The following is a 23,598-nucleotide window of genomic DNA, read 5'->3' as shown; positions in this document are numbered from 1 at the left end:
ATGGAAGGGGGTCGAAGGTGTCCCCACTCGCGTGAACCTCGGTGCCATCTGGGGCTCGTCTTCGAAAGACATCTGGGTCGCGGGGACGACGGCGTGATCCTCCACTACGACGGGACCGTCTGGTCGCGGATCAAGATCGCCGGCCTCGGCTCGCGACGACCATCCATGACCGCGGTCTGGGGCACGGGCGCCGGCGCGGTCTACGTCGGCGGGCAAGGCATCGTCCTCTCCCTCGGAGGAAAACCATGAGCAGGGTGCATTGGATGATGGGCCCGGGGGCCCTCGCGCTCGCGGCCATCGCGGCGTGCGCGACCTCCGACGGAGAGACGGCGGCCGCGCCACAGACGTCGGATGCGGGTGGAACCGAGGCGCTCGATGCCCAGACGCCGGAGGCTTCCCCCGACGGCGCGAGCCTCACCGAGGCGGGCCCGAAAGTCCTCGAGCGGTGCAGCCCCGGCGGCTGGTGCGCGACGAACTTGCCTGATCAGGAGCTCGACATCCGCGATGTGCGTCCCTTCGAAGAACGCGCGTTCGCCGTTGCCGAGAGCGTGACCTTCGGCATCCAGTTCCTCGAATGGCAACGCTCGACGGACGCCTGGAAGTACATCAGTGAGGGCACGCAGAACCGGTTCGACCGCGGCAAGTACGCCGGCAACATGTGGGCCGCGAGCGAGAACGACGTCTACTTTACGGTCGCTCCGGCGTTCGTCTATCACGGCGTCCGATCCGATCCAGCTTCGCCGTTCACCTGGAGGATCTCTCGGCTCGACGATCGCGACGCAGGTGTGCCGGCTCACGATCCGGGACGCGTCTGGGCCGCGAACACGACCGCCAGGGCGTTCGACCCCGCGAGTCCGCCGTACGACTTCTTCGCGCCGTCCCTCGGCGTCGACAGTGTGCCCTCGGGTGACGTCTACGCCTGGTACGGGCCGACCCTCTTCCGGCGGACGCTGGCTCAGAACGGCGACGACGCGTGGGTCGTCGAGCACGTGCTCACCGATGCGGAATACCCGGGAGACCACTTCCACATCCAGAGCGTCGCCGGCAGCGGCCCGGACGACTTGTGGATCGGCGGTGTGCGTTCGCAGGTTGCCGAGGGCGGCGTGCACGAGACGGCTTGCCCCCTCGTCGTGCGGAAGCTCGCCGATGGCTACCACTCGTTCGTCGATCACGTCGTCAACCCGACGGGCGATCCGGCGGATCTCGCCTTCAATGTCTGCGACCCCAAACCGGGCGCGCTGCGGCTCATGATGCATTTCGAGATGCCCGAGTACGGCATCTCGCTCGACCTCGAGAACGCGAACGCCGGCTGGGTGCAATCGCTCCAGCAGATCGCCCCGAACACCGTCGTCGGCCTCGAGGACGCGACCACGCTGGTCTACCTGAAGTCGGACGGTGACACCCCGCTCGCGCGGTTCAACGTCGTCAACTTCGCGGACGGCCCGATCAGGAACGTATCGCTCGACCTCACCTCGCTCGCGGTCGTGGACGGCAGCGCGTGGATGAGCGGTTTCGGAGTCATGCTCTCGCTCGGCTACGACCCCACGAATTGGGCCCGTGGCGTGGGCGTCACGCTCGACACCGGAAATCCCGCGGACAACCCGATGAACGGCGCCACCTTCGAGCTCTCGTCCATCGCTCGGAGCGGCTCTCCGCTCACCGAGCCGCTCCACCAGGTCCGCGGGACCTCGACCTCGAACCTCTGGGCCGTCGGAAATCGCCATGCGTTCCACAAGACGACACTCTGACCATCGGGCCGCGTGCCTCTTCGTCTTCGCCTCGCTCGGAGGCGTGGGCATTGCTCTCGTCGCGTGCACGACGAGCGACGATGTCGTTGGCCAGAGCGAAGCTCCCCAGGCCGACGCGGCCGTCGTCTCCACGCCCCTGCAGGAAGCGGGAGTCGACGCGACCAAGCCGCGCTTCGAGGGCACGCCCTTGCCGGTGACGTGCGCCTCGGAGCCGTGCGTCGTGTCTCTCTCGAGGACGCTCGGCCCGACGCCCGATGCGCGCGCCGACGGCTTCTGCGCGCTTCTGAGTGACAAGACGGTGGCCTGTTGGGGGGCCAACGCAAGTGGCCAGCTCGGGCGCGGCGCCTCGTCCGAAGACAGCTCGACGCCCACGCGCATCGCCGGTCTCACCGACGTCGTCGAGCTCGAACACACGTGCGCGGTCGTCTCGAACGGTGATGTGTACTGCTGGGGGACGGGGCCCTTTCTCCAGGATCCGGCGAACATCGCGACCATCACGACGACCACGACCCCCGTGAAGCTGTCGCTCCCTCCCGCTGCGCACGTCGGCATCGGCTACGACGTCGGTTGCGCGGCGCTGACCGATGGCCGCGTTCTCTGCTGGGGGTCGAACCGCAACGGACAGCTCGCGCCGCCGTGGGAGGACGCAGCGCCCGCATCCGCGCCGCTCGCGCTGGACATCCCGAAGGGCGCGCCGATCGCGCGTGTGCTCGTCGGCACCGCCACGCTCCTTCTCCGCGAGGACGGGACCGCCGTGAGTTGGGGCGCGAACCCGCCGCTCGGTCGCGCCTCATCGCTCTCACCCGATCCGAGCCCGGCCCCGATCGCCGCGAGCGGGATCATGCGTGTCGATCTGGCACACGACAACGCATGCATGGCCGCAGGAGGCGCGGGCTATTGCTGGGGTGTACCGCTCTACCCGGCGACCTCCGCACCTCTCGAACGTGCGCTGCCGGAGCTCGTCTACACGCCCGAGCCCATCGTCGATATCGCGACCACGCGCACGACGGTAGAGAACGGGCAGACGCGCGCCTATCGGTGGTGCGCCATCGGTGAAGCCGGCAAAGTCCTTTGCCGGGGCGCGAACGACGACGGACAGGTCGGCGACGGCTCGTTCGACGATGCCCTGCAGCCCAAACAAGTCGCCGGCCTCTCGACGCCCGCTTCGCGGATCGAGGTCACGACGAGCACGAGCTGCGCGCTACTGACCAATGGCACGGTGCGCTGCTGGGGCGCCAATTCCTTCGGGCAACTCGGGAACGGTCAAAACCGAGGTCGAAGCCCTGTTCCGGTCGAGGTCCTCCTTCCATGAGCCTGCGTAGCCCAACGACGATCACGCTCTCCGTTTTGGCACTCGCGCTCGGCGCCGGAGTCGGTGCCGGCGCGTGCGGTCACGATCGTGACCCGTTCACGACCGCACCACAGAACTTCGGCGGTGAGCCGTCGCCAGACGCGGGGCACTGCGGGTACCAGTGCTCGATCGACGGTCGCAAGGTCCTCGACTCGTGCACCGGCCAGGTGATCGTGGAGTGCAGCAACGACCTTGCTTGCGGCGCCGGCACTTGCCAGGAGCCGTGTGCCGCGGCAGCTGCCGATTCCCGCTCGACGGGTTGTGACTTCTACTTCCAGGCGCCTCCGTCGTCACCGCAGTTCGGCGACGCATGCTACGCCGCCTTCATCGTCAACTCGTCGACGCTCGCTGTCGATCTCACGCTCGAGCGTGACGGCAAAAAGCTCGACCTCTCCGGCGCCGTCTACCGCACCGCCGTCGGTAGCTCCTCGCTCGAGGCGCACACGGGGCCTCTTGCCGCCGGGGAGAGCGTCATCGTCTTTCTCTCCGATCGCGATCCATCGCTGCCGGACGAACCCCAGGTCATTCGCTGCCCGTCCGGGGTCAAGGCGGCTCACTACTGGTCCACGCCATCGAACCGCGGCACGTCGGTCGGAAAATCCTTCCGGCTCGAGACGTCGACGCCGGTTGCTCTCTCCACGATCTACCCGTTTGGCGGTGCCGCCAGCTTTCTGCCATCGGCCACGCTCGTCCAGCCGGTCGTGTCGTGGTCGAAGGAGAACGTCATCATCAACGGCTGGGAGGCTGTCACCGCCGGCAAGCCGGTCGCGCAGATCGTGGCCGCCGAGGACGACACCAAGGTGACCGTCTATCCGCGCAAGGACATCCTCGGGAACTCGGCGATCGCGGGGTCCCCTGCAGGCGTACCCGTCAGCTACACCCTCGGCCACGGCGAGTTTTTGCAGCTCACCCAGACGGACGAGTTGACCGGAAGCTTCATCGTGTCGGACAAGCCGACGAGCGTGTTCGGCGGTCACCAGTGCGCGGACATCCCGTCGACCGGCGCAGCGTGCGACACGCTCGGCCAGCAGATCCCGAGCTTCGAGCATTGGGGCTCGGAGTACGCGAGCGCCGGCTACCGGCCGCGAGCCGGCGACGAGCAGGAGCCGATGCCCTACCGCATCGTCGCCGCGCGCGACGGCACCCGCTTCGAGTACGAGCCCACCATCCCGCCCGGCGCGCCGACCGAGCTCCAGGCTGGCGAGTCAGCCTACTTTCCGGTGACCGTCGGCAGCGGGATCGTCGTTCGCTCCCAGGACACCGAGCATCCGTTCTATCTCGCCGCGTACATGACCGGATGGCTCGGCGGCTACTTCGGGTCGCCATCGTACGGGACCGCGGGTGACCCCGAGTTCGTCAACGTGGTGCCGACGGGCCAGTACCTCGGCGCTTACAGCTTCTACGCCGACCCCACGTACGCCGAGACGTCGCTCGTCGTCATTCGTCAGAAGACCGATGGTCGCTTCGACGACGTCGAGCTCGATTGCACAGGCCCGATTCAGGGCTTCCGCCCGCTCGGGAGTCGTGGCGAATTCGAATACGCCCGCGTCGATCTCAGCATCAAGGGCGGCAACGGCTTGGTCACCGGCGACCGGACATGCACCCGGGGCCTTCACGGAATGCAGAGTGCGGGCCCGTTCACCGCCACCATCTGGGGCTGGGACCGCGCGGCAAGCTACGCGTATCCCGGGGGCACGGCACACCGGACGCTCGTCGAAACGCCGCTCGTATCGGTGCATTGACGGTCCGACCGCATCCGCCAAGTCGAGCTTCCTACGCTACGGGCAAGCCGGCCAAGTCTCTCCACGCGAATCATTGCGGTGCTGTCCTCGCGCAAGCGCGCTCTTGGCGACAAGCTGGTAGGGCGTTTGCAATCTCTCCGGCCTCCGGGGCGTTGGGCCTGGACGGAAGGTCCGCGGCGCCGTGAAGGCCGCGGTCGAACTCCAGCAAGACCAGGAGATGATCGTGGGCATCGCCTCATTTGCAGCGGGATTCGTCACGGGTTGGATGGTGCGAAGCACGGTCGAGTCGTCGCGTGGGCTGACGGTGAAGCTCGGCGCCGGTGCGGTCGGCCTACGCGACGTGTTCGGTCGTGCCATCACCACCGAACGCGAGTTTCTCGAGGACCTTTGGGCCGAGGTCCGGTCGCGTGTCCACGCCGATGACGAGGAGTCGGCGGCCGCAAGCGAAACCTCGGCACCGAAACCTGTCGCTTCGCAAGCGAACGGAGGTGCAGCATGAACCACGCGGGCGCAATGCACCACCCTCAGGACGTGCTCAAGATCGCGCACTACCATCCCGGCCGTTTGCGCGTCCGTGCGAAGACGTTCGCCAACGCCAGTGACAGCGCCGAGCGCGTGAAGGACGAGGTCGCGCACATGCGTGGTGTTCGCTCGGTGAGACACGATCGGCGGACGGGAAGCGTCCTCGTGGAATACGAGCCGCGTTTTGCGGAGGCCAATCGGATCCTCGAGCGAATCGCGACCGTAGGCGAGCTCGCGGTCGAGCAGACGGAGGCGCGCAAAGGGAGTGATGCGGCGGACAGCATCCTCGAGCTTTTCCGGTGGCTCGACGAAGTCACCGAGCAGGCCTCGGGCTCGCGCCTCAACTTGAGGCTGCTCGTGCCCGGGGGAATCGCGGCTTTTGGTGTCTATTCGCTCTTCAAGAGCGGTCATCCGCCAATCCCGCGTTGGGACAATCTCGCCTATTGGGCATATTCGATGTTCGTCGAGCTGAATGCGCGGAGAGAGGTTCCGCGGCCGTGACCGCGGCGGCGCACGTTGCGACTCATGGCCTGGTCGGGCTGCCTCGGTCCAGCCGAGCGAGTGCGCAGACGCGGCGCAGGCGCGAGGCCATCGAGGTTCTGCAGCGCGGTGCCGGTCGCCTCCTCGTCACCGGGGTGCGCCCCGCGGGGCTCATGCGCGAGCTCGCGGATTGGCTTCGAGCGCGAGTGGACGTCGTGTCCGTCGAGGAGAGGCCTCGCTCGTCGACGATTGCCGTTGCCTATCGGGAGCACGGCCTTCCGGGCGCCTTCGCGCGTTCCGTCCGAGAACGAGCGTTCGTTCTCGGTCAGCCGCCGCCACGGTCACCACGTTCGCGAGCTCGCGCGTCGGTGGTGCATTGGGTCGATGGGCGCACCCGCCTCGCGATCACGGGGCTCGGTAGGAGCACGCTCCGTCGCTTGAGTGCTTGGGTCGCGAGCCAGCCCGGGATCATCGACGCAACCCCGGGGCAGCGTTCCATCGTCGTCCGCTGGGAGCGGGGGGAAATCGATGCCCGCGCTCTCGTCGACGCCATCGCGGCGAGCGATCCGTCCGAGTGGCCGCCGACGTCTCCGAACGAGGCGTCGAACCCGTGGGTGATGCTCGTCTTCGACTCGCTCGTCCTCGCCGTTGCTCGAGGTCGCCTGCTTCCCACGCCCATCACCGCCCTCGCCGTTGCGCTCTCGGCCGTGCCTTCGGCGGGACGCACGCTGAAGGCCATCGACGAGCGACGTCTGAGCGTCGATCTGCTCGACTTGCTCGCGATTGGCATTTCGATTTCGACGGGGCAGCTGGGAACCGCGGCGTTCATCACTTGGCTCCTCGGGGTCGGTGACTTCGTGCTGGGTCTCACGACACGTCGTGCGAGGCGAGCGCTCACCGGTGTGATGGAGCTCGACGTTTCGAGCGCCTGGCGTCTTCGCTCGGACGGCAAAACGGAATCTGTTTCGCCAAAGAAGCTCCGAGTCGGCGATCGGATCATGTGCGATGCCGGCTCGAGGGTTGCGGCCGACGGCGCCATCCTGAGCGGGATCGTCACACTCGACGAGAAAGCACTTACGGGCGAGTCGATGCCGAGGGTACGCCGCAAGGGCGAGCAGGTGATGGCCTCGAGCGTCGTCGTCGAAGGGAGCGCCGTCGTCGAAGTGCATCGCGCCGGGCACGACACGACCGCGTCGCGCATCGTCCAGATCCTCGAGGGCGCGGGAGACAAGCCGATGTCCCTGCAGCGTCATACGGAGGCGATTGCCGATCGCCTCGTCCTACCGACCATCGGTCTCGCGGGCGCCTCGACGTTGCTCTCCTCGGAGCTCGAACGGATGACGAGCGTGCTCATCACCGATTTCGGCACCGGTATTCGGGTCAGCGTCCCCACGTGTGTGCTCGCCGGGATGACGCGCGCTGCGCGCGACGGAGTCCTCGTCAAGGGAGGTCACTTCCTCGAACGTCTCGCGAAGACGGAGTTCATCGTCTTCGACAAGACGGGGACGCTCACGATCGGCACACCACGCATCGTGGATACCGTGATCACCCCAGGTTTCGACGAGCGTGAGGTTATCGCGCTCGCCGTGGCCGCGGAGGTTCGTCAGAGCCATCCGGTGGCCGAGGCCCTGCGCGCCTATGCCGAGAGCGAGAGCATCGACGTCCCTCGCTCTGGGGTGCGCGAACAGAGCTATACGATTGGTCAAGGGCTCGTCGCGCGCTGCGGTCCTCGGGAGGTCGTCGTCGGAGGCCGCCGGCTGACGAAGTCGAAGGGGATCGATCTGCGCGGCGCCGAGCCCGTCATCGCGCGTCACGAGGAAGAGAGCGTCTCTTCGCTCTTCATCTCCATCGACGGCCGCCTCGCGGCAACCGTCGGTTATGCGGATACGCCGAGGCCAGAGAGCGCAGACGTGATCCGCGCGCTGCAAGACGGCGGGCGCCGCCGCATCGTCCTGATGTCCGGCGATGCGAGCGGGCCGGCCGAGGAGGTGGGGCGGCGCCTCGGTGTGGACGAGGTCTTTTCGGAGCTCTTGCCCCAGGAAAAGGCCGAGCGCGTGAGCTCGCTCCGGCGCTCCGGAAAGACGGTCGCGATGGTTGGTGATGGCATCAACGATGCGCCTGCGCTGGCCCTCGCGGACGTGGGAATCTCCCTCACCGGAGGCACCGACGTTGCGCTCGAGACCGCCGACGTCGTGCTGCTCCACGGCAGCCTGACGATGCTTCCGGAGGTCTTCGCCCTCGCGGACGCGGCCATGGACGTGGTGCACCTCGGCTTGGGAATCGTCATCGTTCCCAACGCCGTGGCGATCACGCTCGGTGCGCTCGGCCTCATCACACCGGGAATCGCAACCGTGATCAACAACGGCTCGACCGTCGTTGCTTCCCTTGCCGCGCTCGCGCCGCTTTTGTCTCCACGTCATGTGCTCGACGTGTCTCGGCGGCGGCTGCGTGGACGAGCGAGCTAGTGATCGTCCGGCGACGACTCGCGGCGCAGGCGTTTGTTCAGCATGCGATAGGCAATCAATGCCGCGGCCGCGCCGATGGCGGCCTCGCTCGGTCCCCACGCTCCGGCCGCAGCCGCCACGAGCCCGCCGACGACGCCAGCCCCTACGATCGGGCGCTCGAGTGCATGGCCGACGCGCTTCATCGCTCGCTGGGCTCCGTCGCCCATGCTCTGGTTTTCCCCGGAATCTGCAGCGGTGGTGTTCATTGCGAACGCTCCTTTCGCGGACGGGAAGCAAACACCCGACCACGAAGAAGCGCGTGTTCGAGAACATGCGGGGCCGTTCGCTTACCCCAAGCGTTCGGGCGTGCCATGAACCAATGAGGGTGGGAAGCAAAGGACCTGCGCTTGCGTAGGTTCAAGGAACCATGCGCCTGCGCGCCGTCGTCCTGAGCTTCGTATTCTCGATCCACGCGGGCCACGCGGGCCACGCGATCGCGGCCGATCCGACCGAGGCCGAGAGCGAGGCGCGCTTCGCCGAAGCCGAGCGTCTTCGTCGGGTTGCCGAGGCGATCGCCACGAGGGCCCGTGCAAAGAAGCCGACCGAGGACTGGTCCACGAGAAAGCGCGCCGCTGTGCTCGCTGCGGATCGCGCCTACGTGAGGGTTCTCGGCTCGAGGCCGCTGATGCCGGAGACTCCCCAGCCATCGGGCGTGATCGGCTTGATCAGAGATCCAACGAAACCCGAGCAGACTCCCCTCGAGCTCTTGGTGCCTTTACCAAGGGCCATCGCGGCGCTCTCACGTATCGCGTCGATGTGGTCCGAACTCGAGGTGAGCGAACGGATCGTTCTGGTGCCAGTGCAGTGGTCCGGTCAGACGATCGCAAGCTTCCGGATGGGAAATCGGGTCGTCTGCATGGTCTCCAATGACGTGGCCTATGAGTGCAAGGAACGCGCAATTCAAGCGGCGAGGGCTTGTTACGACCTCGCCGTTCGAGCGGCTTCGTTCGACTCGTTTGCCGAGAATTGCGAATTGATTCTAGGCCGATATCGCGAGCTACGTCCGATATCCGAAATTCGCCCCATTCCGTTCTGGGGACTACCCTTCGAAGATCCCGAAGCGATCGGATCGTCTTGGGCAAGGGAATCGCCGGTGTCGAAGTAGCTCACAGGACGAGCTATTGGCGCGGCGGCATCCGCACTTGCCGCCAACGAAGAGTACCGCCGCGAGAGCGAGCGTTCGTACCCTTCGTTGGCGCGACGAGGACGACACCTCGCCACGAGCTCTGAGTGACTCGTCAGGCTCGGTTGCTGTCGGCGCGCGACCGGCGGCGGCGGACGAGCGTGGCCAATACGCCGGCAAGAACCATCAGAGCACCGCTCGTCGAAGAGCCGCGCGCGTTGAAGGCAGGCACGCTGCAGCCCGAATCAGCGCCGCCCCCCGCCGCGTCGGGCGAAGGCGTGGATGCGGGGTCGCTGGACGGCTCCGTCGACGGACCGCTGCTTCCGATCGTGAACGAGACGGCCCCCGATTTCGGACCGACGCCTTTCGCGTTCTTGGCGGCCACGGTGCAGGAGTAAGCGCCGGCGACGAGGTTCTCGAGCGCGATCGGCGACGACGGACCGGTTTCGGTCACAGCGCCGTCCTGGCACGAGACGCTGTAGGACGTAATCGCAAGTCCGCCGTCGTTCGCCGGGGCGACGAACGAAAGCGTGGCCGTCTTCCCGTTGACCTGGGCGGTGAGCTTCGTCGGAGCTCCCGGCAGATCGCCCGCCTCGCTCGAAACCGGCGTCGACTCCGGACCATCTCCGAGGAGGTCGTTTGATGCATGTACGGTGCACGAATAGGGCGTTCCAGCCGTGAGCCCGCTCACCATCAACGGCGATGCCGAGCCCGTCGCCGTCAAAGCTCCCGGATTGCAGGTCGCGGTGTAGCTCGTCGGATTGCCCGTCGTCGGGGGCGTGAACGTCAGCTGCGCCTCGCTGCCTGAGACGTCGACGTTCGTGAGCGTGGGCGCTCCCGGCTTGCCGAGCTCGGCGCCGGCCGTCGAGGTGATGTTGGTCCCGATGCCGAGCGCGTCGTGGAGCGCGAGGAGGTCCGCGTCGGAGCGCGCGGACGAGTAGATCGCCGTGAACGCGATGTTGCCGTCGAACGCGTCGCCTCCGTCGTAAGCATGACCGAGCTCCCACGGCCCGAGCGCCCCCGTGCTCACGTCGCGCACGTCATCCTCGCATCCCGTGCCCTGCGCGACGCCGTTGATGAGACCGGTGTGAAGGCCGCTCGCCCGCCGGCCAGCGAGCATCGACCAGACTCCGCTCTCGACGCCTGGATACTCCTGCTGACACCAGCCGTGCTCGTCGCTGGTGAGGAGCATGAAGCCGTTGCGGTTGTCGTCCCCTTGCAGCTTCAACGACCATCCAGGAACGTTGTCGTCGTTGTAGTTGCCGATGATTCCGTGTGTACTGCCGTCGACCGTGTTCGGCAGCACCACGCTGAACGCGGTGAAGTCGGCACTCCCGAGCGCCGGCATCGTGTCCGTCCTCATCGCGCGCCCGGCGGCGAAGCCATTGAGCGCGGACGTGCCGGTGCGGAAGCCCGACGTCCAAGCCACGGTCCCCGAGAGCGCGAGGTCGAACGTCCCGACGTGATCCTTCAGCGTCGCGCCCGAACCCTCCGTGAACGTGTACAGCGCGACGAGATTGCCTCCGAAGAGCCGTGAAGGGTCGTTGGTCCGCGTCGCGTTCGCCTTTCCATAGAAGGCGTAAATCGTCGACGCTCCTGCCGGCAACGACGCGACCTTCACCCACACCTTCGTCGACGCTGTGCCGAGCCCGCTGTCGACCCAGGCGTCGAGCTCGTTGCATGAGCTATCCGCGAAGCGGAGGTCGCCACCGTCAGCCTTGAGCTTGCTCGCCTCGACGAGGTTCGAGGTGTCGATGGTCACGAGCGCGAGATGGTTCGTCTGCGCAGCAGACTTGTTGTCGAAGTCGATGGGCGTCGCGTACGACCAACCATCGAACGTCCCCGGGCAGGCGGCACGTGCCGGCGCAGCGACGAAGAGAGCACCACAGGAGAGCAAGGCCGAGACGACAATCTCGGAACGACGACGAGCCATAAGTTCCCTCGGAAAAAAGTGGGGGATCGAAAATTCGGCGGAACATACGGGAGTCGCCTGACGAGAGGCTCCGTGATTCGACGCCGCGCTCCATTTCGGTCGGTGCCACTCGCCGCTCGGACGCCAAGCGCGTTCAAGGTGCGAGGAACGGGATTCGGAACGTCGCCCCGCGCGGGCGAAGCCTCCCCGACGTGGAACTTCCGCCCTCCCTCCGCTTCCCGAACGCGATGTTCTTCCTGACCGTGAAGCGCTGACCCGGCGGCGTGTCAGCGACTGAAGAAGCGGATCGAGCTCGCCGCGTCGTCGGTCCGTAGCGCCGCGACGATGCCTGCCGGTCCGGCCCGACGACGACAACGTCCGCAGCTTCGGGGGCGCTCATGTTCGAAGCTCCGACAGCCAACGCAACGCGCGAATTCCGGGCATGAACGCGTACTCACCACCGCGCGTCACGACGAAGCTCGGGAGACCACGGAGCCGCTTCGGGATCGGTCGTTTCGGAATCGAGAACGTGCCGCCGCCGTCGTCCTGTGCCCCCGTGATCGGATCCTTGGCGTCGCCCAAGTCGAGGAATGTGCCGCCATTGAGCCACTCCGATTGGACGAACTCGAATTGGCGTCCGAGGTGCGCTCCGACGAAGGCGAACATCAACCCTCGGTCTTGTCCGTCGTCGTCGAGGACGCCCTCCGGCAGCTCCGGGCCGTACGCGGTTCCACGACGCAACATGCGGTGAAGCCTCACGACGCCCGCCACCGAAGCATCGCGCGGGTTCGCGCGACGGACATGACAGCCGGGAGGCGTGTTGTATCCCGTCGCGTCGTCCGCGAAGCCGAAGTCGTTGTTCCGAAGTGGATCGGCGCCGAGCTCGCGATCGTCGTGGAAGGGACAGAGCGCAAGCGGCGCGCCACTCCTCCATCGGCCCATCATCTTCGCCGCGAGGAGCTCGAGGTCGTCGGGGCTCGTCGAGCTCTCCTGCAGGTAGCGGCGAAACGCTGCGACGCGTTGATGCAACTTGCGGAAGGCGACGTACGTTCCGTTGCGCCCGAGGATCTCCGGCCCTGGCATGGGAGGAAGATTTCCGGTCTCGTCCGGGTAACCGAGGACGAACTCGCCCGGCTTGAGTGGTGGCTCGTGCGAGTTGCGGCTCGGAATGCCGCTCCCTTCGATCGCCGGCTGACCGATGCCGTCCTTGAACCCGAACGGCTCTCGTCCCGTGCTGAGCGTGTGGCAGTCCTGACGCCAGATCGCCTCGATGCCGTGAAGGCCGTGATAGGTCGCGCGCGCACGATCGATCGCGGCGTCGAGCGCGGCCTGGCTCGGCGACAGCGCAGTCAGGACGACGTGGACCTCACGTGTTCCAAGGGGGCTCTCCCAGTGCTCGGGGCTGCTCTCGCCCACGTCGCCCAAGGCGGTCGCGCGCGCAGCCATGCCCTGTCGAAACTCCCAGGCGAAGGTGTCGAGGTACTCCTGGGGGACGCCCAGCGCTCGGAGCCCTTCGTACGTGAGCGATGCGCTTACCCAGGTGTCGCTGAGAGGGCTCTCGGGGTTCGCCGCCGAGCTCACGACCTTGGCGAGCCGACCCATCAATGCCCGGCCTGCCGTCGCGTCGTCGATCCGAAGCAGGATGTACGTCGCCGCGTAGGGACTGGGGCGCGGCCGCAAGACGCCGCTCTGGATGTCATCGAGCTCCAGCATGCTCGTCACGCCGCCGTCGCGAGGTTCCTCCAGAAGCGCGTCAGGCTCTCGTCGCCTCCGAAGAGCGTGCTGAACACGGTCGAATCGACCACGAGCACATCGCCGGCGCGCGTGCCGCTCGGAGGCATCCAGACGAACGTGTTGAATTCCTTGTTTCCGGCATTCGTGAATGGATGAGGCCGGGTCAGGTCAATCGGCTGTCTGCCGAGGACGCGGACGTCACCCGGATCCTCCGCCGTCACCGCGTAATGCGGAAGGTGCAGGTGGAAGTTGAAGTTACGGACCCCGTCGAGCCATCCGCGCGTATCGAGATCGCTTGCCACGGAGAGCGGCGCGATTTGGTCGCCTTGCCGAGCCGGGCGAAGCCCCCACCGGTTCTCGATCGGGATCCCGAGCCCGTTCATGAGGGACCGCGTGTAGCCGCCGAACCGCTGCTGCCGCGGTACGAGCGCATCGCCGTGATGTTGGTACTCCATCTCCCGTTCGGCCCCGTCGGGTGAGTGACCGACGTCGTGGTGAGGACCGACGACGAGGCATGTCCCTTCACGTTGGAGAAAGGCGCGAACGGCCTCGATCTCGGAGGCCGATGCCACCTGTTCGGTGATCAGGTGGTCGAGGCCGAACACGAACAGGGTGTCGGCGTCATCGAGGACGCGCTCGTCGAGTGGCAGCGAGAAGCCCGCCTGGTCCACCCGCTGGAAAACCGGAACGACGTTGCCCGTGACCTCGCCCACGAGCTCTTGGAAGTTCACCCAAGCCCAGAAAAACAGCTCGAGCGACCCGGCAATCCCCTGCTGGAATCTCAGCTTGTCGGACCACTGAGGCGCCTCGTACGCCGGCCAGAGGACGCGGCGCACCTCGGTCATCGTCGAGAACCGGTTGTCGAGCTCGCTCGGGTCGTGCCCCGCTTCGCCCGGATAGCTCCACGCGACGTAGATGCTCACGCGGCGCCGCCCCTTCGCGTACTTCCGCGGCACGTGGTTCTGGTTGTACGTCCTCGCGGTGGTCGGCTTCGTGGTCACGGCGTTCACCTCGTGGCATCACTGCATTTGGTCGAGCATCTCGCCGAGCGCCGCTTTGATCTTGAGCGCCTTCTTGATCTCGTCGCTCGAGACGAACGGGTACTCGCCGTACTCGAGGAAGCTCGGGCACTGATGGTCGCGAACGAACTTCACGAACGCGGCCGTGTTCGTCTTCCAGTCCGCCGGGAAGCCTTCGAGGTTCTCGAAGGCCGTATCGATACCGACCTTCCGGAAAAGCACGACGGCATCCTCCGTGTACTTGTCGAAGTCGGTGTCGAAGATGCCCTGGTACATGAACCGGGTATCGTTGTCGAAGAGCACCCAGCGCAGGTAATGAAGCTTGAGCGGTGCGAGGACGTTGGGATCGGACTCGAGCGCCTTCGCGAGCCGCTCGCCGTAGACGCGCATCGCGTCCGCCCTCCCAGCTTTGACGTTCGCGATGACCGTGAAGCCGTAACACGCGGGGGTCTTCGGATAGATCGGCCCGTACTTGCCCTTTGGCAGCCGGTCGGTCGACTTCGGTATCGCAACAGCTTGAGGTTTGATCTCCATCACGCGCTCCTCGATGGCCCTGCAGGTCACGAAGCAAGACGGAGACCGAGCGTCATCGCGACTGCGCGAGCGCGGTCGCAAGCGGCGCCATTCGAGCTCGTGGACGAGCAACTGCTGGTCGATTGGTCGTTGGCAACACAAGCGCGACCACAACAACGACAACTGACGTGATCACGTCACGAGAGAGACTCCGCGGTCGCCAAGAGTTTTCATCCCGAACGCACGACGGGCACAACGACCTCCGACACTGCGCGCGCGTCCCTGAACCCAGGGCCACCAATTCGGAGGTTATCTTGAGGTCATCTCATATCAGAGGGCTTGCCTCGTCCGCGGTGCTGCTCCTCGCCAGCGTTGGCGTCATGAACTGCGAGGGTCCGCGGGGCAATGACGGAGCAAGCGGAGAGAAGGGCGCGAATGGTGAAACGGGCGCGAATGGTGAAACGGGCGCGACCGGTGGAAAGGGCGGCCTTGGGGACAAGGGCGCCCAGGGCGACAAGGGCGACAAGGGCGATAAAGGCGACACCGGCGTGGAGCCGCCGAGCACCGATCCCGGGCCCGGCAAGCTCACGTCCGGCTACGACGACGCCATCAAGGGCGGCGTTGCGCACGCGGACCGCGTGATCTTCTTCCTCGGCGACGGCATGGGCATCCCGGTCATGACGGCGGCCCGGATCTACGGCTACGGCGAGGAAGGCAGCCTGCACATCGACGACCTGCCCGAGACGGGCTTCGTTCGCACGTACTCGCGTGACTCCCGCGTGACCGACAGCGCGCCGTCGATGTCGGCGTACATGACGGGCGTCAAGATGTCGAACGGCGTCATCGCGATGAGCGCCGAGACGCCGAACTACGGCCAGGGAAAGCCCGTCCCCACGGTTCTCGAGTGGGCGGAGGCCGCAGGCTGGTCGACCGGCGTCGTGACCACGACGCGGGTCACGCACGCGACCCCGGCCGCGACCTACTCGCACATCAGCGACCGCGACAACGAGAACAACATCGCGCGCCAGCTCGTCCCCGGCGGGCTCGGCTTCAACTCGACGCTCGGGAACGGCCTCGAGGTCATCTTTGGCGGCGGGCGCTCGCAGTTCACTGGCCGCGCGGACAACCGCGACCTCGTCACCGAGCTCAAGGCCAAGAGCTACACCTACGCCTCGAACGCCACCGAGCTGTCGGCGATCCCGCTCACCGGCGCGTCCCAGAAGGCGCTCGGCCTCTTCACGAACAGCCATATGTCCTACGAGCTGGACCGCAATCCGGCCAACGAGCCGAGCCTGTCGCAGATGGCGACGAAGGCGGTCCAGATCCTCGAGCAGAACCAGAAGGGCTACTTCCTCATGGTCGAGGGCGGACGCATCGACCACGCGCTGCACGACACGAACGCCAAGCGGGCCCTCGTCGACACCATCGCCTTCGACAACGCGATCGACGCGGTCCTCACCGAGGTGAAGAAGTCCGATCCGAACCTCACGCACACGCTCATCGTGGTCACGGCCGATCACGATCACACGATGGTGCACCTCGGCTACGCCCAGCGCACCGGGAAGACGACGCCGACCAACGCGGGCGTCCTCGGCCTCGTGAAGAACTACGCGGGAACCGCGATGGGCCAGCCGACGAACGACGCGGACGGGAAGCCCTACTCGATCCTGGCGTTCGGTAACGGTCCTAACCGCATCCCCAGCTCCCGCGTGACCGCGCCGACGCTGACGGACGATGTGACCAGCGCGAACGGCTACCTGCAGGAGGCTGCCATCCGGATGCCGACGGGCGGCGAGACGCACGGCGGCACGGACGTGGCGATCCAGGCCGTGGGCTTCGGGGCGGACCAGTTCCACGGGTTCATGGACAACACCGAAGTCTTCGGACTGTTGCGCAAGGCGACCAAGCTGTGATGACCGAGAAAGGAAGACACGTCATGAAGTTCAATCGCGCAGTCCTGGGCGCCGCAGCGCTCTTCGCCTCCTTGTCGAGCGCCCCCGAGGCTCACGCCGAGCCTCCCGCAGTCCCCGCGAAGAACGTCATCTTCTTCCTCGGCGACGGCATGGGGCCGACCACGGTCACCGCGTCGCGCATCTACGGGTACGGCGAAGCCGGCAAGCTGGCGATGGAGAAGCTGCCCCGTACGGCCCGCATCAAGACCTTCTCGCTCGACGCCCAGACCACCGACAGTGCGCCGTCGATGGCGGCGTACATGACCGGCGTGAAGATGCGCAACGAGGTCCTCTCGATGAGCGGGGAGACCGTGGCGCGCATCGAGGCCGACGGCCACTGCGCGCCGACCGGAAACGGCGTCGCCGTCCCGACCTTCCTCGAGAAGGCGAAGGCTGCCGGTAAGGCGGTCGGCGTCGTCACCACCACCGAGCTGACGCACGCCACGCCGGCCGCGACGTACTCGCATATCTGCAACCGCAACCTTCCTTACGACATCTCGGCGCAGGCGGTCCCCGGCGGAGCCGGATACAACACGGCCCTCGACGGCGGTGTGAGCGCCGGAGTGGACGTGCTCCTCGGCGGCGGCGCGAACCACTGGACGCCTTTCAATGCCAGCACCAACGGCTCCGGTCGCCCCGACGGCCGCGATCTCACCGCCGAGATGCAGAGCAAGGGCTACTCCTACGTGACGAACGGCCCCGGCCTCCGCGGCCTGCCCGCCTCGACGACGAAGCTCCTCGGCCTCTTCTCGAAGACCAGCCACCTGAACTACGAGCTCGATCGCGATCCGAGCACCGAGCCGAGCCTCGCGGAGATGACGGTCAAGGCGATCGAGGTCCTGAAGAAGGCCTCGAGCGCCGGTAACCAGGGCTTCTTCCTCATGGTCGAGGGCGGGCGAATCGACCACGCGCTCCACGACACCAAGGCGCAGAAGGCGCTCGCCGACACGCTGGCGTTCGACTCCGCGATCCAGGCGGCGATGGCCACGGTGGACCTGAGCAACACGCTCATCGTCGTGACCGCCGACCACGATCACACGATGACGATGAACGGCTATGGCCAGCGTGGTAGCGGCCTGCACGTCCTCGACGTCGTCCGCGATCCTGCGAGCGGCGCTCCCCTCGTGGACGCGGACGGCTATCCGTACCCCACGCTCGTCTTCGGCAACGGCCCGAACCGCCCCATCGTCCGCAGCGCTGGTGACACCATGAACCTCCTCGACAAGAACTTCACGCACATCTCGGCCGTCCGGACAAGCGCGGGTGGAGAGACCCACGGCGGCGGAGACGTCATGCTCATGGCGGGCGGCGCCGGCGCCGAGGCCTTCAAGGGCACCATGGACAACACCAAGGTGTTCCAGCTCCTCAAGACCGCGGCGGGGCTGTAGTCATGACACGCTCGGGTCGAAACGGTTCGCTCCTCGCAGTCCTGCTCCTGTCCGCGGCTTGCTCCAACTCCGAGAGAGCGCCCGCGCAAGGTACGGACGAGCAACCACTCTCCGCGGTCATCACTCACGAGGAGCGGATCGTTCGGCCCGACGGCGTCACGCAGACCATGCGCTATCAGGAGCGCATGGTCCGCGCGGACGGCCGCGTGTGGATCGAGCGCGTCGTGGATCCCCGCCACGCGCAGCACGAAGACGACGCGCACGGCACCAAGCACGTGCACGACTGGGGCTCCGCAACACGTTTCGTGACGCGGGACGCGAAGGCCGACGCTGCCGGCTCCGGCGCCGAGGCTGCCCACCTGCAGTTCGTCCTTCCCCACGAGCGTCAGCTCGTCGCCGTGGTGCCCGCGGAATACGACTCGGTCGGCTTCTATCCCGTGTGGAGCGAAATCGCTCATCTCGTCTCCGACGTCGATCGCGCGGCGCTGCAGCCGTCCAAGCGGGTGACTGCAAAGGCCGACACCCGCTGGCTCGAACGCCAGGACGGAGACAAGTACGTCCGCGTCCTGTGGAGCGATCGGCTGCATCTCGCGCTCGAGGCCGAAGCGGGCAAGAGCGACGGCACCGTCGTGCGCAGCCTGCATGCGGAGGTCGAGCCCGTCCCGGCGGCGCTGCCCTGGTCCCGGCTCGAAGGCTACGCGGTCAAGGACGTAAACGACTTCCGAGATTGAAACGCGCCCGGAGAGCTTCCGACGCGCTCCGGAGGGCTCACGGACGCGTCGATGAGACCTCGCAGCGCGAAGGAGGCACTGCGCGCCGCGACGGAGGCGTCAGCGGACGCGTCGAAGCGTCATGCGTGCGCGGCGCGGCGCGGGGCCCGGATGCTTCGCCTGCGGCCGCGCCCTCAGTTTACAGGCTTGAAGGGTGCGCACGTCGACGAGCCGGCTCCGACGATGCTCATCCCCGCGCCCGGTACCGCGATCGTAGTTTCGTTCGTTGCCGGCGAGTAGCGGTAGACGGTCGAGCCCGGCGTCGACTCCTCAGTCGACAAATCCAAGAACGTCCAGAAGTCGCCGCCCCAATGTGCGAACGCATATGCACCGTTACCGGCGGCGGACGTGCGATAGGTTTCGAGGGCCGCGCCGGTAGTCTTGTCGAAGCGTGAGATCACGCCGGTCTGCGGGGAATAGCCGAAGAGCTTGCCATCACCCGTGCCCGTCAGCTCGGTGATTGCCGGGAAGATCGTCTTTCCGACCCAACTGACGCCGCGCGTCGAAAGATCGACCCTGTAGAGACCATCATAAGGGTGGAGAAACAGACTTTCTCCCGCACTCGAGTCGTCCTTGGCGAATCCCATTCCAAACACGTTCATGTTTACTGGAACGTTGTTCAGCACGACTTCCTGACATTGAAGGTCAGAGAGGCGGACCCTGTCTATTGCGCCTGACTTGAACAGGACCCACGCATAGCCGCGGCGATCGACCGCCATCGAAAATGTGTTGCGATCCGGGCAGTCGAGCTTACCGACAAGCGAGAATGTGAGAGTCGCGGGATCGAACCGGTGAATCGCATCCGGACGTTGTGTGAGGACGTAGATCTGCGTGTTCTCCTCGCCGGCGCAGTCTTGCTCGATGCCGTCCGCGACGTTTGCATCGGCCGCGGCGTCGACGGCGTCGACGGGAGCGACGAACTGCTCCGGCGGCGGCGCGGCATCGGGAGAAACCTCGTACCCGTCCCGACTACTCGACGAACATTGAATAGCCGACGCGCCCAGCACGACGACCACGAGAGCCGATAGTGAACCATAGACCGTACGATGAAACATCGACCCCTATCTCCTATCGCTCAAAGGTTACGGGCGCGGGCTTCAAATCGACCCACTCCTGATCAAGGAAGCCATCATCGATTCCTCTCCCCAAATTGCCGACAACGTTCCCTCCCCAGCACTCCACGACGCCCGAGCGCAGGAGCGCACATGACGTATTTTCGTTCAGCGCGAGTGCCACGACAGGGCCGCTCAGGCCATCCACGCGGGTCGGTCGCCCCCTTTCGGATGGTGGCTGCCCCGGGCCCCAGCAATAGACGCGTCCACTGCCCATGACGGCGCAGGTTTTGGATTTGTTGCCCACGATCTGGAGTGGGATGTCGGCGCGGTGAGGTAGGCCAGCATCCGCGTCCTCGGCCTCGGTGACGCGCGAGAGGATGGTAGGCGCCGGGAGCTTGGATACGTCGGTGACGAATCCACGTCCGAGCTCACCGTTCGTGTTGCCGCCCCAACACTCGACGTGCCGTCCGGCGATGGCGCATGCATATCTCGATGCCGGCGCCACCGCGCGCACCTTCGACAGGTCCGGGACGAGCGTCGGGACCGGATCCGGATCTTCCGATGTACCGCGGCCGAGCAAGTAGGCGCAGGAAGGAGAAACATTTATGCACCTGGCTCCGCCCCAGGACAAAAGCTCCCCGCTCGTCGTGACCGCGAACATCGCGTCCTGGCCCGGCGCGGCGAGTGCGATGGATCGGCCGCCCACCGGGATCTCCGAGGGACCTCCCACCTCGCTCGTGGGACGGGCGAGCTGGGAGGCAGTGTTTCTGCCCCAACACGAGAGGCCACCGGTGGCGCTCGTGACGCACGCCGTCTGCGTTCCGACCGCGACGTCCTTGGCCAGAGGGACAAGATCCATGCGGGTCGGCAGGGCGCCCCCGGGTGACACTGGACCTGCATCGGGGCTCATTCCCGCACCGACGAGAATGTCTTGGCCCCAGCAGAAGACGCTGCCGTCTTCAACGCGCGCGCAAGCGTTGTAGCCGCCAACGCTGAGGCTCGTGACGCCGGAGAGGTTCGGGAGCCGATGCGGCGTCGTGCTCATCGGAAAGCCGCCTCCAGCCGGCACGTATCCGAGCCTCTGCAGAATGTTGCTCCCCCAGCACTGCACGGTCTTGTCGTCGAGGAGCGCGCAAAACGTCCCCAGGGCTTCGTCGCTTCCGCCAAGGGCAACGACGCATGGAGAGGCCTCGCAGCTCACCGAGCCGTCCGGAATCTCGTACTCGTCTTCCGTCGCGGCGTCCGAGGCGTCGGCGTCGGCGCCAGCGTCTGCCTCGGCTTCGCTCGCTGCATCCTCGCTCCGGCCCGCGTCCTCGACGGTACCGGGGTGCTCGTCCTGGGAGGCGCAATGAACGAGCGTGGTGGCGGCCGCAATTGCGACGGCACCGAGAGTCAGCGCGGACTTCATTGAATCTCCGTCGGCAAGCTCGCGCTGCCCTTGTGAAGGAGGACGTTCTGTCCTGCGATCCAGAGATCGTCCTTGCTCGATCCCCAGATCGCGAACAGATCCTCCGTCAGGCCCTGGCTCGAACCGTCCGTGGTCCACGCCTTGCCGTCCCAATGCAAGATTGTCCCTGCGTCTCCGACCGCCCAGACATCATCGGGTGCGAAGCCCCAGAGCGCCCGCAGCACCCCGGTCGTCGGCACGTCGACAGTCAGGGCGGCGTATTCGCCGCCGCCTTCGCGGGTGAAGCGAACCATCGATCCCCCCTCCCCCGCGGCCCACACGTCGGCGTCGGGGCTGCACCATACGGCGTTGAGGTTTTTCGACGAGCGGCTGTTGACCGGCGTCCATGCCGTACCGTCGGCCTTCCAGCCTGCCGAGTAACGAGTTTTGCCGCCATTGCCCACGATCCATACTCCCGAGCTGGCGTTTCCATGGATCGCGTTGAACGAAATCTGCTCGGGGCTGCCCGCATCCGCAACGCTGGTATCCGAGGCTTGCCAGTTCGGCCCAGCGTCACCCCATCCGTCACAGTGAAGAACCGATGCCACCCGCTCATCGACGGATTTGACCCTGACCATCGACGTTCCGACCGCCCACACGTCGCTCGCGCTCGTTCCCCACATCGCGAAAATGGGGGTCGGTTTAGGGCCATTGACGACACCACCGTCCTCAACAGGCGGTTCGGGAGAACGCGACCATCCAGCGTCTTCGCCGTCGAATCCCTGGCTGTGCCACATCGCTTGGCTCGTGCTGAATGCCCAGATATCGCCTTTCCCGCTACCCCAAATGCCGGATAGCGCCATTCGAGTATCGAGCGTCGTCCTGACGAACCGCTTTCCATCCCAATGAATCGTGAGGTGAGGGCTGCCTGCGACCCACACGTCCTCCGGTCCCGATCCCCAGATTCCGTTGAGGGAAACCGCCGTGGAAGGGAGCCCGATCCGGCACCAGGTGCCCGCCTCGCAGGCGTTGGCCGGCGGCAGGACCGCTCCCGAATCCGCCGTTTCGCCCGCGTCTGGCAGTAGCGCCTCGACCGAAGGAGGCGCGCTCTCTGCGCAGCTCGCGACCACTCGGGCGACACCGGTCGTGGCGAGGAGCGCGACCAGCGAGAGTCTCGCGTGAGTGCCCCTGCCCATCAGAACACCCCTCCCGCGTCCGGCAGGTCGCAGGGTTTCGTCAGACAGCGCCCCTCGGCGCATGGCTGGCCCTTTTCGAGATCGCATTCTACGCCGCAGCCTCCGCAGTTGCGCGGATCGAGCATGAGATTGACCTCACAGCCATTTTCGATTTGGCCATCGCAATCGGCTCGGCCGGGCGGACAGTAATACGAACATCGGCCGAGCTCGCAGATCGGATGTCCGAGTGTCCGGTCAAAAGTATTTGTTGCATGACCCGGACAAACGTTGCCGCAAGTGCCGCAGTTTTGCGGATCTCTCATTAGATCGATACAAACGTTGGCACCGGGGCAATGACTGAGCCCTGGATCTTCGCACTCGCATACCCCTGCCACGCACTCTTGTTCGGGCAAGCAGGCGTGCCCGCACGCGCCGCAGTTCTTGGGATCGCGCGCGAGGTCCGTCTCGCAACCGTCGCCGCACATATCGTTGTTGCAATCGAAGTGACCCTTGGTGCAACCGAGGGTGCACGACGAATTTCCGCAGACGGGACCTAGAAATGGTGGGAGGACGCCTGGCCCGCAGGGCCACGCGCTCGAGTCCTCTTCCGGAAGATCGCACGCATTCCCGCACGCGCCGCAGTTGTTGGCATCCTTATTGGTCTGCGTGCATGCGGTTCCGCATTGCGTATATCCGGGAGGACAACCACACGCGCCCTTGTAGCAAATCTCTCCGTCTTTGCAGACGTTGCCGCACGAACCGCAGTTCGGCGAATCGAGCAGTGATGACTCGCAGCCGTCCTCGAGCTGCCCATTGCAGTCGCCGATTTGCCCCCCGCAGCGCAGGCGACACTCGCCGTCGACGCAAGAGAACTCCCCGGGCGGCGCCATTTCCCCATCAGGAACGACAGGAACGACGCATTGCTTGCCGCACGCTCCACAATTGTTCAAATCGGTTTTTAGATTCGTATTGCAGAGTCCGGGCTTGTCGGGACAGGTCGCGTACGGAGCCGGGCACTCGTACGAAATACACATCAATGTATCGGCCTGCGGTAGCGGAGCCGCGTCCGCGTCCGGTTCGATGAAGACCGGGGTGCTCGCATCCGAGAGCTCGCGTGCCCCGACATCGATCGACGATTTGGCGCAACCGGAGGTGGTCGCAAGCCCCGCGATCACAATAGAGGAAACGAATAGAAGCGCTTTGTCGTAACGGAACATGAGGAC

The 23,598-nt window shown here is 66.2% G+C and carries 20 protein-coding genes; 11 read left to right on the top strand and 9 right to left on the bottom strand.

The window, feature by feature from the left end; genetic code table 11:
• Positions 1–93: 93 nt before the first annotated feature.
• The 7 genes from AKJ09_RS52975 to AKJ09_RS14695 all read left to right on the top strand — a co-directional run bounded on the left by AKJ09_RS52975 (position 94) and on the right by AKJ09_RS14695 (position 8,308).
• Positions 94–249, top strand: a complete 156-nt coding sequence (locus tag AKJ09_RS52975; RefSeq protein WP_169927545.1) for a hypothetical protein — start codon at positions 94–96, stop codon at positions 247–249.
• Positions 246–1,748 carry a hypothetical protein gene (locus tag AKJ09_RS14720; protein WP_146647834.1) on the top strand — a complete coding sequence of 501 codons (1,503 nt, stop codon included), beginning with the start codon at positions 246–248 and terminating at the stop codon, positions 1,746–1,748. Before AKJ09_RS52975 ends, AKJ09_RS14720 begins: the two co-directional genes overlap by 4 nt.
• The gene (locus AKJ09_RS14715; RefSeq protein ID WP_146647833.1) at positions 1,723–3,060 is read left to right on the top strand and encodes an RCC1 domain-containing protein; all 1,338 of its coding nucleotides are present in this window, start codon (positions 1,723–1,725) and stop codon (positions 3,058–3,060) included. Before AKJ09_RS14720 ends, AKJ09_RS14715 begins: the two co-directional genes overlap by 26 nt.
• On the top strand, positions 3,057–4,841 hold the full coding sequence (locus AKJ09_RS14710; protein ID WP_146647832.1) for an IgGFc-binding protein: 1,785 nt from the start codon (positions 3,057–3,059) through the stop codon (positions 4,839–4,841). Before AKJ09_RS14715 ends, AKJ09_RS14710 begins: the two co-directional genes overlap by 4 nt.
• Before the next feature lie 181 nt (positions 4,842–5,022).
• On the top strand, positions 5,023–5,340 hold the full coding sequence (locus AKJ09_RS14705; protein WP_146647831.1) for a hypothetical protein: 318 nt from the start codon (positions 5,023–5,025) through the stop codon (positions 5,338–5,340).
• The gene (locus AKJ09_RS14700) at positions 5,337–5,864 is read left to right on the top strand and encodes an HMA2 domain-containing protein (protein ID WP_146647830.1); all 528 of its coding nucleotides are present in this window, start codon (positions 5,337–5,339) and stop codon (positions 5,862–5,864) included. The genes AKJ09_RS14705 and AKJ09_RS14700 overlap by 4 nt, the downstream gene beginning before the upstream one ends.
• On the top strand, positions 5,861–8,308 hold the full coding sequence (locus AKJ09_RS14695; protein WP_146647829.1) for a heavy metal translocating P-type ATPase: 2,448 nt from the start codon (positions 5,861–5,863) through the stop codon (positions 8,306–8,308). Before AKJ09_RS14700 ends, AKJ09_RS14695 begins: the two co-directional genes overlap by 4 nt.
• Here AKJ09_RS14695 and AKJ09_RS14690 read toward each other — a convergent pair.
• Positions 8,305–8,553, bottom strand: a complete 249-nt coding sequence (locus tag AKJ09_RS14690) for a hypothetical protein (RefSeq protein WP_146647828.1) — start codon at positions 8,551–8,553, stop codon at positions 8,305–8,307. The two genes, AKJ09_RS14695 and AKJ09_RS14690, sit on opposite strands and share 4 nt — an antisense overlap.
• Before the next feature lie 161 nt (positions 8,554–8,714).
• Between AKJ09_RS14690 and AKJ09_RS14685 the strand changes: the two genes are divergently transcribed.
• Positions 8,715–9,452: a hypothetical protein gene (locus AKJ09_RS14685; RefSeq protein ID WP_146647827.1), complete on the top strand. Its 738-nt coding sequence runs from the start codon at positions 8,715–8,717 to the stop codon at positions 9,450–9,452.
• Between the two features lie 133 nt (positions 9,453–9,585).
• Here the strand turns inward: AKJ09_RS14685 and AKJ09_RS14680 are convergent, their stop codons facing one another.
• The 4 genes from AKJ09_RS14680 to AKJ09_RS14665 all read right to left on the bottom strand — a co-directional run bounded on the left by AKJ09_RS14680 (position 9,586) and on the right by AKJ09_RS14665 (position 14,669).
• Positions 9,586–11,403, bottom strand: a complete 1,818-nt coding sequence (locus tag AKJ09_RS14680) for a DUF2341 domain-containing protein (protein WP_146647826.1) — start codon at positions 11,401–11,403, stop codon at positions 9,586–9,588.
• A 375-nt stretch (positions 11,404–11,778) separates the two neighbouring features.
• Positions 11,779–13,095, bottom strand: a complete 1,317-nt coding sequence (locus AKJ09_RS14675) for a Dyp-type peroxidase (RefSeq protein ID WP_146647825.1) — start codon at positions 13,093–13,095, stop codon at positions 11,779–11,781.
• 5 nt (positions 13,096–13,100) lie between these two features.
• A complete protein-coding gene (locus tag AKJ09_RS14670) occupies positions 13,101–14,117 on the bottom strand; it encodes a hypothetical protein (protein WP_205633711.1) in 1,017 nt (338 codons plus the stop codon).
• Between the two features lie 18 nt (positions 14,118–14,135).
• Positions 14,136–14,669 (bottom strand): hypothetical protein, encoded by a 534-nt coding sequence (locus AKJ09_RS14665; RefSeq protein WP_146647824.1) that lies wholly within the window; start codon positions 14,667–14,669, stop codon positions 14,136–14,138.
• Between the two features lie 359 nt (positions 14,670–15,028).
• On the opposite strand from AKJ09_RS14665, the gene AKJ09_RS14660 reads away from it, so the two are divergent.
• Genes AKJ09_RS14660 through AKJ09_RS14650 form a run of 3 tightly spaced genes read left to right on the top strand, consistent with a single transcriptional unit; the run spans position 15,029 to position 18,719 of the window.
• Positions 15,029–16,561, top strand: coding sequence for an alkaline phosphatase (locus AKJ09_RS14660; RefSeq protein ID WP_169927544.1), 1,533 nt, complete (start codon positions 15,029–15,031; stop codon positions 16,559–16,561).
• 23 nt (positions 16,562–16,584) lie between these two features.
• The gene (locus tag AKJ09_RS14655) at positions 16,585–17,988 is read left to right on the top strand and encodes an alkaline phosphatase (protein WP_146647823.1); all 1,404 of its coding nucleotides are present in this window, start codon (positions 16,585–16,587) and stop codon (positions 17,986–17,988) included.
• A gap of 2 nt (positions 17,989–17,990) precedes the next feature.
• Positions 17,991–18,719, top strand: coding sequence for a hypothetical protein (locus tag AKJ09_RS14650; RefSeq protein WP_146647822.1), 729 nt, complete (start codon positions 17,991–17,993; stop codon positions 18,717–18,719).
• A gap of 173 nt (positions 18,720–18,892) precedes the next feature.
• Here AKJ09_RS14650 and AKJ09_RS14645 read toward each other — a convergent pair whose 3' ends face one another.
• Genes AKJ09_RS14645 through AKJ09_RS14630 form a run of 4 tightly spaced genes read right to left on the bottom strand, consistent with a single transcriptional unit; the run spans position 18,893 to position 23,550 of the window.
• A complete protein-coding gene (locus AKJ09_RS14645; protein WP_146647821.1) occupies positions 18,893–19,813 on the bottom strand; it encodes a hypothetical protein in 921 nt (306 codons plus the stop codon).
• Positions 19,814–19,826: 13 nt separating this feature from the next.
• Complete coding sequence (locus tag AKJ09_RS14640) at positions 19,827–21,221, bottom strand: RCC1 domain-containing protein (protein ID WP_146647820.1); 1,395 nt, start codon at positions 21,219–21,221, stop codon at positions 19,827–19,829.
• Entirely contained in the window at positions 21,218–22,396 is a 1,179-nt protein-coding gene (locus AKJ09_RS14635) for a YCF48-related protein (RefSeq protein ID WP_169927543.1), read from the bottom strand. Before AKJ09_RS14635 ends, AKJ09_RS14640 begins: the two co-directional genes overlap by 4 nt.
• Complete coding sequence (locus AKJ09_RS14630) at positions 22,396–23,550, bottom strand: hypothetical protein (RefSeq protein WP_146647818.1); 1,155 nt, start codon at positions 23,548–23,550, stop codon at positions 22,396–22,398. Before AKJ09_RS14630 ends, AKJ09_RS14635 begins: the two co-directional genes overlap by 1 nt.
• Between the last annotated feature and the right edge of the window lie 48 nt (positions 23,551–23,598).

The organism is Labilithrix luteola (assembly GCF_001263205.1).
Lineage (GTDB): Bacteria > Myxococcota_A > Polyangia > Polyangiales > Polyangiaceae > Labilithrix > Labilithrix luteola.
Note: the sequence above shows the minus strand (reverse complement) of the source record. Positions and strands in the feature narration are given on the sequence as shown.